The organism is Desulfuromonas acetexigens (assembly GCF_900111775.1).
Lineage (GTDB): Bacteria > Desulfobacterota > Desulfuromonadia > Desulfuromonadales > Trichloromonadaceae > Trichloromonas > Trichloromonas acetexigens.
Genome location: NZ_FOJJ01000036.1, coordinates 1 through 654, shown reverse-complemented (window position 1 = coordinate 654; position 654 = coordinate 1). Strand labels below are relative to the sequence as shown.

Below are 654 nucleotides of genomic sequence, written 5' to 3'. Positions count from 1 at the left end.
CCCAACTGTTGGCCGAAATTTCCAGCCGCTTTGGAGAAGACCGGACCCCTTCAAAGACCGGCCTTGCCCGCTGGTTCAAGAAGATGCAAGGCCGGTAAAGTAGAAACCAGCGAGCCCGCAGGCCGCCGCAGCCAGGCCGTCAGGTTGCACCGGGACGGCTGCGAAGAGAGGCCCGCCGGGGCTGTTGCGAAGGGGAAAAGGAAGCCGGAGAGGCCGCCCGGATCATGACCGCCAGGAGCCACCGGCACAGCGGCCAAGGGGACCGCCCGAAGCGGGGCCACAGTAGGGAGCCCGCCGGGGCTTTCGGAGCCAGTTCAACAGACCGAAGGCCCGGAGCGGATCGCGCCCGCAGCCAGGCCGCCAGGTTACGCCGGGACGGCGACGAAGAGAGGCCCGCCGGGCTGTTGCGAAGGGGAAAATCAGGCCGGAGAATGACCGCCAGGAGCCACCGGCACAACGGTCAAGGGGACCGCCGCCGGGCCACCGCAGAGGGTCCGCCTTGACGCCTGGAACCAGCTCAGCAGACCGCAGACCCGGAGCGGATCACGCCCGAAGCGAGGCCGCCAGGTTGCGCCGGGACGGCCGCGAAGAGAGGCCCGCCGGGCTGTTGCGACGGGCCGAACAAGGCCGGAGAATGCCCGCCAGAGGCCACCG

At 69.7% G+C, this 654-nt stretch carries 1 protein-coding gene; it reads right to left on the bottom strand.

Annotated features, from left to right (window positions below):
- Positions 1-419 precede the first annotated feature (419 nt).
- On the bottom strand, positions 420-654 hold a 235-nt coding region (locus tag BQ4888_RS17715), incomplete at its 5' end, for a hypothetical protein (protein ID WP_205748056.1).